The sequence below is a fragment of the Streptomyces sp. NPDC054847 genome (assembly GCF_053610925.1).
This window is the reverse complement of record NZ_JBSGZJ010000275.1, coordinates 1-9658: the sequence shown is the minus strand read 5'-3', so window position 1 is coordinate 9658 and position 9658 is coordinate 1. Positions and strand designations below refer to the sequence as shown.

The following is a 9658-nucleotide window of genomic DNA, read 5'->3' as shown; positions in this document are numbered from 1 at the left end:
CTGCAGGGGGCGTGGGGCGGTGACGGCCGGCCGCGGCCGGGGGTGCCGGGGCCGGCCGCGCCCGGCTGCGGTAACCGTCCTGGCCCGCCACTCTGACCGCCGTCCTGCTCCCGCCACTCTGACCGCCGTCCTGCTCCCGCCACTCTGATCCCGCCGTCCTGCTCCCGCCACCCTGGTCTTCGCCGGGCGGCGGGACCGAGGTCAGGCCGGTGCGACGAAGCCCGACTCGTAGGCGGCGATGACCGCCTGCGTCCTGTCCCTCGCGCCCAGTTTGGCCAGCACCGCGCTGACATGGGTCTTGACGGTCTCCGTGCCGACGAACAGCTGCGCCGCGATCTCCGAGTTGGAGAGCCCGCGCGCCATCAGCCGCAGGACGGCGGCCTCCCGCTCGGTCAGCGCGGCCCGTTCCATCGCCGTGCGCGCCGCCGAATTGCCGTACTCGGCGGCCAGTGCGCGTACAGCCGCGGGGAACAGAAGCGACTCTCCCTCGGCGACCAGCCGCACCGCATGCACGATCTCCGCCGGGCGTGCCCGCTTGAGCAGAAAACCGTCGGCACCCGCGCGCAGCGCCTCGTACACGTACTCGTCGTTCTCGAAGGTCGTGACCACCAGGATCTTCGGTGGTGCGTCGACCGTGCGCAGCACGGCACGGGTCGCCTCGATGCCGTCCATCAACGGCATCCGCACGTCCATCGCCACCACGTCCGGCCGAAGTTGACGCACCAGCGGGATCACCGCGGCCCCGTCGGCGGCCTCGCCGGCCACCTCGATGTCCGGCTGGGCCTCCAGCACGGCACGAAGCCCCGCCCGTACAAGAGGTTCGTCGTCGACAAGCAGCACGGTGATCGGCACACGTTCAGCGTATGCCGTCGAGCGGCAGCCCCACCTTGACCCTCCAACTGTCCTCGTGCGGACCGCTCGTGGCCTTTCCCCCGAGCAGCGCCGCACGCTCCCGTATACCGCGCAGTCCACTGCCGCGAGCGGTGGGAGTGACTGGGCCGGCCAGCGAGTTGACGACTTCCAGGTCGAGCCGGCCGTCGGCGACGGCGATCCGCACCCGGGTGGGCACCGGGCCCGCGTGCCGCAGCACGTTCGTCAGCGCTTCCTGGACGATGCGGTACCCCTCCCGGGACACCGGACCCGGTACGAGCGTCAGCGGACCCGTCACCTCGGCGTGCACCTCCGCGCCGGACGCCCGCGCCGACTCCAGCAGCCGGTCGGCGTCGGCGAGCGTGGGGCGGCTGCCGACCGGCTGTCCCGATTCGCGGAGCACTTCCAGCACGCGCTCCAGGTCGTCCAGTGCCGCGCGGCCGGTCTCCTCGATCGCGGCCAGCGCCCGCTCGGTGAACTCGCTGTCCCCTGCGGCCCGCGCCGCGCCCGCCTGCACCACCGCCACGGTCAGCGCGTGTCCGATCGAGTCGTGCAACTCCCGGGCGATGCGGTTCCGCTCCAGCAACTGCTCCGTGCGCTCCTCCAGGGCGGTGAGCCGCTCCGCCGCCGACGTGCCCAGCAGGCGCAGGGCGACAGCGGTGATCAGCTCCCCGAGGCCCACGACGGCGGCGAGGAGCACCATGAGCGGCAGTGGCGTGAGCAGCGCGTACCACCAGTGGCCGCCGCCCGAGGGCAGCGGGACCATCGAGCCCGAATCGGGCTGCTCGCCCACGGCGAAGCCGGCCAGGTCGATCGACGCGCCGAGCAGGTGCACCGTCAGCATTCCGGTGAACAGCCCCAGGCCGAGGCGTATCTCCAGCCACAGGGCCGTCCGCCATCGGTCCGCCCAGGTGACAGAGGACGAGACGGCGATACCGGACGAGTCGTCCTTGTATCCGTACGGCGACAGCAGGAGCCGGGCCTGCAGACCTTCGACGAGCCGCATCGCCGGGACGAACCCGAGCAGACCGAGCGCGAGCACGGGCACGTACAGGTGCTTCGTGTCGATGAACAGCCACACGCCCATGACGACGGTGCCGATGAACAGGTGCAGCCAGCGGGTGTAGGTGATCCGACGGGTCAGCGGGCGCAGAAAGCGGAGCACGTGGAGCATTCCGTCATCGTGCCAGCGGCACCCGCCGTGACGGCTCCCCCTCACGGGGGAGACGGTCTCCTCCGGCGGGGGAGGCCGCCGGCCCTGCCCGGCGGCGAGGCTGATTGCCATGACCAGCATCGACGTCACACAACTCACGAAAGAGTACGGCGACAGGCGCGCCGTGGACGGGCTCACGTTCCGTGTCCGCCCCGGCAGGGTCACCGGCTTCCTCGGCCCGAACGGCGCGGGGAAGTCGACGACCATGCGCCTCGTCCTCGGCCTGGACCGGCCCACGTCGGGCACGGCCACCATCGGCGGCCGCCCGTACGCGGAGATCGACCAGCCGTTGCGCCACGTGGGCGCCCTGCTCGACGCGCAGGCAGCTGTGGGTTCCCGCGCGGGCCGGGACCATCTGCGCATCCTCGCCGCGGCGGCGCGGATACCGGCCCGTCGTGTGGACGAGGTGCTGGAACAGGCGGGCATCGCGAGTGCGGCGGGCCGGCGGATCAGGACGTACTCCCTCGGCATGCGCCAGCGGCTCGGCATAGCGGCGGCCCTGCTCGGTGACCCGGCGGTGCTGATGCTCGACGAGCCGTCGAACGGGCTGGACCCCGAGGGCATCATCTGGATCAGGGAGCTCGTGCGGGAACTGGCCGGCGAGGGCAGGGCCGTCCTCGTCTCCAGCCATCTGATGAGCGAGACGGCCTCGTTCGCCGACCACCTGGTGGTGCTCGGCAGGGGCCGACTGCTCGCCGACACCGGCATGCGGGAGTTCATCGACGCATGGACGACGCCAAGGGTCCGGCTGCGCACCACCGAAGCTGCCCGGCTGCGTGCACTCCTCATGGCCAGGGGCCTCCACCCGGCCGAGGGTGCGGACGGGCGGTGGACAGTCGAGGGTGCCCGGGTCGAGGACATCGGGCCGCTCGCCGCCCAGGAAGGCATTCCCATTCTCGAACTGGCCGGCGAGGAGCCCTCGCTGGAGCACGCATACCTCGCTCTCACGGCCGACGAGGCCGAGTACACGACCGCCCGGCCCGCCACTGCCGCCCAGGAGGCCTGACCATGCCGTCCGTCGTCCCCGTACTGCACTCCGAGTGGCTGAAGATCCGGTCGGTGCGCTCCCAGTGCGTCACGCTCGCCGCCGTCTTCGCGGCCACAGTCGGCTTCTCCGTCCTGATTTGCGCGACACTCGGCGCCGAGGAGGCTGCCGAACGAGGGTTCGACCCTGTCCGCACCTCGCTCTCCGGCCTCAATTTCGGTCAGATCGCGGCGATCTGCTTCGGCTCGATCGCCGTCGCCGGCGAATACCGGACCGGAGCCATCCGCGTATCGCTGGCCGCCGTCCCGCGCCGGGGCGTGTTCTACGCGGCCAAGCTCACGGTCGTGGGCCTGCTGGTGCTCGGCGTCGGTCTGATCACGAGCACCACGTGCTTCGTCCTGGGGCAGGCGGCCCTGGGCGACCGCGGCGTGGGCATAGGCAGGCCGGGCGCTTTGCGGGCCGTGGTGGGATGCGGGCTCTACTTGGCGCTGATCACCCTGTTCGCGGCCGGGCTCGCGGCAGCGCTGCGCAGCGCGCCGGCGGTCATGGGCATCCTGATCCCGTTTCTGCTGATGCTGTCGTTCGTGCTGGGAGACGTTTCGCAGGGCGGCGGCTGGGTCGACTTCCTCCCGGACCGCGCGGGCCAGCAGATCCTGCTCCAGCACCCGGACGGCCCGCTGGACCCATGGACGGGGACGGGCGTCCTGGTCCTCTGGGTGGCGGCGGCGCTGTGGGTGGGCGGCCGGCGGCTGACTCGACGGGACGCCTGAGGCCGGTCACGGCGGCCGGTCACGCCCCGGCCGGTCATGACCCGGCCCGCGGCGGCGGATGAGGCCGCCGGACCGCCGTTCCTCACATCGCGCCGGAGTGTGGTGGGTGCGTACCTGCCCCGCCACGCCCCGTCGCAGCGGCGTAACGCTCTTACGTGCCACTGTCGGTGGTCGTGTCCGCGAACGAATGGTGTTCGTGCGCGACCACCCAGCGTCCCTTCTCCTTACGCAGCCCGACCGTCAGCCGCAGGCGGCTCTCCGGGTGCTCCGCCAGCTCCTTGGGCGTTCCGCAGCGCAGCAGCGCGTACGCGAAGGCGGCGTCCCCGCCGACGGTGACGTCGAGCGACACGATCTCGAACGAGGCGCCCTGCGCCTGCCACTCGAAGAAAGGCGGCCATGTCTCGCGGTAGGCGTCGATGCCCCGGACACCGTCGTGAGGCGGCGGCACGTCGAACATCACGATGTCGTCGGCGTGATCCGCCAGCACTTCCGGCAGGTCACCCCGGTGAACCGCTTCGGCCCACCGTTCGATCAGGCTCCGGATCTCTGCTTCGTCGTCGGCCATGGCTCTCACTCCTCGTGCCTGGTGTACGGACCTGCACCAGGACAGACTCCTGAACAGAGCCCGACTCATCGGCCCCTGCGAGAACCGGCGCGCTCCGGTGAGTCCGGGAGCGCGGGCGTGTCAGCCGTGGGTGGAGGGGCCGGTCCCCGCCAGTACCTCCCGCAGCCCGGCCATGCCCGCCCGCCACGCCGGACCGGCAGCGGTCTCGTCCCAGAGCTCCATCAGCTCCGACGGCTTCCTGAGCGTCCGGTCGAGTGCCTCGACCGCGAGCAACCGCAGGTCGGCGGGCAGCGCGGGGACGGGCTCGTCCGGGCCGTAGGGCGTCGTCACGGCCTCCCCGCCGGGACACTGCGCGGCGACCAGCGCCGCGGCGGCCACCGCTTCGGCCGCCTCGTCGCTGTCCAGGTAGTCGTCGGTTCCGACGACGCGCAGCAGCGCCTCGCGCAAGATGCCGGGACGCTCGCTCTCGGCCGCGTCGTCCAGCGTCCCGGAGAAGTCCGCGGCGGTGTCGTTGTCGAAGTGCCCGATGTCCCAGGTGCCCATGGTGTTCCTCGTCGTCCTGTTGATGGCTCGTGCCGTCGAACGCGTCGACGTACGCGTAGCGTGGCAGGGCCCACTGACAATGCGGCCGCCGTCTTCGGCCGGTACGCATCCCGGTCCGGCGGTGTCGGGACGAGTCGCCGATGTCGTCCCGCGACGCAGGGACCGCACCTCGGCACCATGCCCGTACACCCCGCCCCGTCGTCCGCCAGGTCCGGACGGTTGTCAGGGCGCTTCACCCGCCTGCTTCGGCCCCGACTCCACCGTCAGCCCCGACTCCACGTCGGGCGGCGTGCCCCGTGTCCACGCCACGCGCAGGGTGGTCGCCGAGATGCGCCAGCCGGCCGGGGTTCTGGTGAGCTCGGACTCCGTGTGACCGGCGGAGACGAAGACGTCTTCAGAGCCGTCCGCCAGGACATGCGTGCTGAGCTGGGCGCCGCGGGCCGTGGCGCGGTCGCCGTCGAGTTCGATGACCGTGTTGCTCCCCAGATGCACGGTCCTTTCGAAGAGGGCCATCGCCCGCCGGACGGTGGTCAGCAGCGCGTCCCGCCCGCGGACCGTGCCGACGGGCATCTCGGCGGTGACGTCCTCCGTGTGGAAGGCGCGGGCCCACTCCTCGTCGAGTGGCCCCTCGTCCAGGGACCGCAGATAACGGTCCAGCAGATCCGCGATCTCGGCACGGTCGGCCAGGGCGCGCAGCTCGCGCCGCATCTGTTCGATGTCGGTGTCGGTGTCCATGCGGGCGAGCCTGTTACGTCAAGCGCGCTTGAGGTCAAGGCCAGGTCCTAGGACCCTGGACCGGTCTTTGGTGCCGACGGGGCGCGGAGGGATGAAATCCGTCGGCTGCCGCGTTGGTGCCTTCCGGAAGATCAGGCCCGCGATCGGATCCGATGATCAGGTCGGACGGGCCGGCAGCGGTTTCGACGGGGAGGCATCACGTGGCGGCGGCACCAGCAGCGCAAGGGTGGGCACGGCGGCTGTCCGGGTACGCCTGGCGGTACCGGCTCAACGTCGTGCTCGCTCTCGGCTCGTCGCTGGGCGGCATGGCCGTCATGGCGCTCGTACCGCTGATCATCAAGGTCGTCATCGACGACGTGATCACCGCGCAGACGCGCTCGCTGAACACCTGGACCGGGCTGCTGATCGCCGCCGCCCTCGCCGTGTACGTGATGACGTACATCCGGCGCTACTACGGCGGGCGACTGGCGCTCGACGTGCAGCACGACCTGCGCACGGACATGTACGGGACGATCACCCGCCTCGACGGGCGGCGGCAGGACGAGCTGTCCACCGGGCAGGTCGTCGGGCGGGCCACCAGCGACCTGCAGCTGATCCAGGGGCTGCTCTTCATGCTCCCGATGACCATCGGGAACTTCGTGCTGTTCGGCATCTCCCTCGTCGTCATGGCGTGGCTGTCCCTGCCGCTGACACTGATCGCGCTCGCCGTCGCCCCCGCCCTGTGGGTCATCGCCAAACGCAGCCGCACCCGGCTGCACCCGGCCACCTGGTACGCGCAGAGCCAGGCCGCGGCCGTCGCCGGGGTGGTCGACGGGGCGGTCAGCGGTGTGCGCGTCGTGAAGGGCTTCGGGCAGGAGGAGCAGGAGACGCAGAAGCTGCGCGACGTGAGCAGGAAGCTCTTCGCGGGGCGCATGCGCACCATCCGGCTGAACTCCAAGTACACCCCCGCGCTGCAGTCCGTCCCGGCCCTCGGGCAGGTGGCGATGCTGGCGCTGGGCGGCTGGCTGGCCACGAAGGGCGACATCACGCTCGGTACGTTCGTCGCCTTCTCCGCCTATCTCGCGCAGCTCGTGGGCCCGGTTCGGATGCTGGCCATGGTGCTGACCGTCGCCCAGCAGGCCAGGGCCGGTGTGGAGCGGGTCTTCGACCTGATCGACACGCAGCCGGCCATCAAGGACGGCACGAAGGAGCTGCCGGCCGACGCCCCGGCCACCGTCGAGTTCGACGACGTGAGCTTCGAGTACGCGGAGGGCAAGCCGGTCCTCGACGGGTTCTCGCTGGAGATCGCCGCTGGTGAGACCGTGGCCGTCGTCGGTGCGTCCGGCAGCGGCAAGTCCACCGTCTCGCTGCTGCTTCCCCGCTTCTACGACGCCACCCGCGGCGCCGTGCTGGTCGGCGGCCACGATGTGCGGGAGCTGACGTTCGACTCGCTGCGGGCGGCCATCGGCCTCGTACCGGAGGACAGCTTCCTCTTCTCGGACACCGTCCGGGCCAACATCGCGTACGGGTACCCGGAAGCCACGCAGGAGGAGATCGAGACGGCGGCCCGCGCCGCCCAGGCAGACCGTTTCATCGCCGAGCTCCCCGACGGCTACGACACCAAGGTCGGCGAGCACGGCCTCACCCTCTCCGGCGGCCAGCGCCAGCGCATCGCGCTCGCCCGCGCCATCCTCACCGATCCGCGGCTGCTGCTGCTCGACGACGCCACTTCGGCCGTCGACGCCCGGGTCGAGCACGAGATCCATGAAGCGCTCAAGCAGGTCATGGCCGGGCGTACGACGCTGCTGATCGCTCACCGCCGTTCGACCCTGAACCTCGCCGACCGCATCGCCGTGCTCGACGGCGGCCGGCTCGCCGACATCGGCACGCACCAGGAGCTGGAGCAGCGCTGTGCGCTGTACCGGCGGCTGCTGACCGACCCGGACGAGCTGGGCGGCGTCTCGCCCGGCCACATCGTGCGGCAGGCCGCCCCCGAACCGGACGAGGACCGCACCGTACGCGACGAGCTCGACGCCGAGTTCGACGTGGAGCGCGGCATCACGCCGCGGCTGTGGGCGCGGGACGAGAACGCGGAAGAGGCGAAGGAGGAGCCGGGCGCGACGCCCGAGCTGCTGGCCCAGGTCGAGGCGCTGCCCCCGGCCACCGACACCCCCGACATCGACGAGGCGCGGGCCACCCGCCCGGAGCCCGCGGGCGCAACCGCCGGCGAGGGCGGCAGGCTGCGGGCCGTGCTGCGGGGTTTCGGACTGCCGCTGCTGGTCAGCCTCGGTCTGGTCGCCGTCGACGCCGGCATGGGCCTGCTGCTGCCGATCCTGATCCGGCACGGCATCGACGAAGGCGTCGAGCAGGTGGCGCTCGGCGCCGTGTGGGCGGCCTCGCTGCTCGCACTGGCGACCGTGCTGGTGCAGTGGGCGGCGCAGATCGGCGAGACCCGGATGACGGGCCGCACCGGTGAGCGGGTGCTGTACTCGCTGCGTCTGAAGATCTTCGCGCAGCTCCAGCGGCTCGGGCTCGACTACTACGAGCGTGAGCTGACCGGCCGCATCATGACGCGGATGACGACGGACGTGGACGCGCTGTCCACGTTCCTGCAGACGGGCCTGGTCACCGCGTTCGTCTCGGTCGTCACCTTCTTCGGGATCATGGTCGCGCTCGTCGTCATCGACGTGGAACTCGCCCTGGTCGTCTTCGCGACACTGCCCGTCCTGATCGTCGGCACGTACTTCTTCCGCAAGCAGAGCGTCAAGGCGTACGAACTCGCCCGTGAACGCATCAGCGTCGTCAACGCCGACCTTCAGGAGTCCGTCTCGGGTCTGCGGATCGTGCAGGCGTTCCGCCGCGAGCGCACCGGCCGGGAGAGCTTCGCGGCCCGCAGCGACAGCTACCGCCAGGCCCGGGTGCGTGGCCAGTGGCTCATCTCGATCTACTTCCCGTTCGTGCAGCTGCTGTCGTCGGTGGCCACCGCCGCCGTCCTGATCGTGGGCGCGGGCCGGATCGAGGCGGGCACTCTGACGACGGGCGCGCTGGTCGCCTATCTGCTCTACATCGATCTGTTCTTCGCGCCCGTGCAGCAGCTCTCGCAGGTCTTCGACGGCTACCAGCAGGCGGCCGTGTCACTGCGCCGCGTGCAGGAACTGCTGCGTGAGCCGGCCTCGACGCTCACGCCCGCCGAGCCGCACCCGGTGCGGGCACTGCGCGGCGACATCGGCTTCGAGGAGGTGTCGTTCGCCTACGGGGACGAGGAGGAGGCTCTCACCGGCGTCGATCTGCGCATCCCCGCCGGGCAGACCGTCGCCTTCGTGGGGGAGACGGGCGCCGGCAAGTCGACGCTGGTCAAGCTCGTGGCCCGGTTCTACGACCCGACGAGCGGCCGGGTCACCGTCGACGGCAAGGACGTGCGCGAGCTGGACCTGACCGCGTACCGGCACCGCCTCGGCGTCGTCCCGCAGGAGGCGTATCTCTTCTCCGGCACCGTCCGTGACGCCATCGCCTACGGCCGCCCCGGCGCGAGTGACGCCGAGGTGGAGGCGGCCGCGCGGGCCGTCGGCGCGCACGACATGATCGCCACGCTCGAGGGCGGCTACCTCCACGAGGTCTCGGAGCGCGGCCGCAACCTCTCCGCGGGGCAGCGCCAGCTGATCGCCCTGGCCCGCGCCGAACTCGTCGACCCGGACGTGCTGTTGCTCGACGAGGCGACGGCGGCGCTGGACCTCGCGACCGAGGCCCAGGTGAACCAGGCGACGGACCGGTTGACCGGCCGGCGTACGACCCTCGTCGTCGCCCACCGGCTCACCACCGCCGCCCGTGCGGACCGCGTGGTCGTGATGGACCACGGCCGGGTCGCGGAGGACGGCACCCACGACGAACTCCTCGCCTTGGACGGTCGTTACGCCGCCCTGTGGCGCACGTTCGTCGGCGAGGGCACGGAGGACATAGGGGAGGACGAGCCGGCGACGGTGTGACGCCGGCGGATCCGC

The 9658-nt window shown here is 71.6% G+C and carries 8 protein-coding genes; 3 read left to right on the top strand and 5 right to left on the bottom strand.

All coding sequences use genetic code 11. The annotated features are described in order from the left end of the window. Positions 1-201: 201 nt before the first annotated feature. Together ACWGH4_RS23730 and ACWGH4_RS23725 are read right to left on the bottom strand one after the other, a co-directional pair. The gene (locus ACWGH4_RS23730) at positions 202-852 is read right to left on the bottom strand and encodes a response regulator (protein WP_441263120.1); all 651 of its coding nucleotides are present in this window, start codon (positions 850-852) and stop codon (positions 202-204) included. 4 nt (positions 853-856) lie between these two features. Continuing rightward, a complete protein-coding gene (locus ACWGH4_RS23725) occupies positions 857-2035 on the bottom strand; it encodes a sensor histidine kinase (protein WP_453464209.1) in 1179 nt (392 codons plus the stop codon). Between the two features lie 118 nt (positions 2036-2153). Between ACWGH4_RS23725 and ACWGH4_RS23720 the strand changes: the two genes are divergently transcribed. Then, positions 2154-3089, top strand: a complete 936-nt coding sequence (locus tag ACWGH4_RS23720; protein ID WP_453464205.1) for an ATP-binding cassette domain-containing protein — start codon at positions 2154-2156, stop codon at positions 3087-3089. 2 nt (positions 3090-3091) lie between these two features. Next, entirely contained in the window at positions 3092-3838 is a 747-nt protein-coding gene (locus ACWGH4_RS23715; RefSeq protein ID WP_453464202.1) for an ABC transporter permease, read from the top strand. A gap of 151 nt (positions 3839-3989) precedes the next feature. Here ACWGH4_RS23715 and ACWGH4_RS23710 read toward each other — a convergent pair whose 3' ends face one another. The 3 genes from ACWGH4_RS23710 to ACWGH4_RS23700 all read right to left on the bottom strand — a co-directional run bounded on the left by ACWGH4_RS23710 (position 3990) and on the right by ACWGH4_RS23700 (position 5681). After that, positions 3990-4403, bottom strand: a complete 414-nt coding sequence (locus ACWGH4_RS23710; RefSeq protein ID WP_453464199.1) for a YybH family protein — start codon at positions 4401-4403, stop codon at positions 3990-3992. Between the two features lie 120 nt (positions 4404-4523). Continuing rightward, positions 4524-4946, bottom strand: a complete 423-nt coding sequence (locus ACWGH4_RS23705) for a DUF4259 domain-containing protein (RefSeq protein ID WP_453464196.1) — start codon at positions 4944-4946, stop codon at positions 4524-4526. Positions 4947-5168: 222 nt separating this feature from the next. After that, positions 5169-5681, bottom strand: a complete 513-nt coding sequence (locus ACWGH4_RS23700) for a nuclear transport factor 2 family protein (protein WP_453464193.1) — start codon at positions 5679-5681, stop codon at positions 5169-5171. 152 nt (positions 5682-5833) lie between these two features. Between ACWGH4_RS23700 and ACWGH4_RS23695 the strand changes: the two genes are divergently transcribed. After that, positions 5834-9643 (top strand): ABC transporter ATP-binding protein, encoded by a 3810-nt coding sequence (locus ACWGH4_RS23695; protein WP_453464190.1) that lies wholly within the window; start codon positions 5834-5836, stop codon positions 9641-9643. Positions 9644-9658 lie beyond the last annotated feature (15 nt).

Coding starts and splice junctions, on each gene's coding strand:
- ACWGH4_RS23715 (WP_453464202.1), top strand. CDS start 3,092: ATGCCGTCCGTCGTCCCCGTACTGCACTCCGAGTGGCTGAAGATCCGG.
- ACWGH4_RS23720 (WP_453464205.1), top strand. CDS start 2,154: ATGACCAGCATCGACGTCACACAACTCACGAAAGAGTACGGCGACAGG.
- ACWGH4_RS23695 (WP_453464190.1), top strand. CDS start 5,834: ATGATCAGGTCGGACGGGCCGGCAGCGGTTTCGACGGGGAGGCATCAC.
- ACWGH4_RS23705 (WP_453464196.1), bottom strand. CDS start 4,946: ATGGGCACCTGGGACATCGGGCACTTCGACAACGACACCGCCGCGGAC.
- ACWGH4_RS23710 (WP_453464199.1), bottom strand. CDS start 4,403: ATGGCCGACGACGAAGCAGAGATCCGGAGCCTGATCGAACGGTGGGCC.
- ACWGH4_RS23700 (WP_453464193.1), bottom strand. CDS start 5,681: ATGGACACCGACACCGACATCGAACAGATGCGGCGCGAGCTGCGCGCC.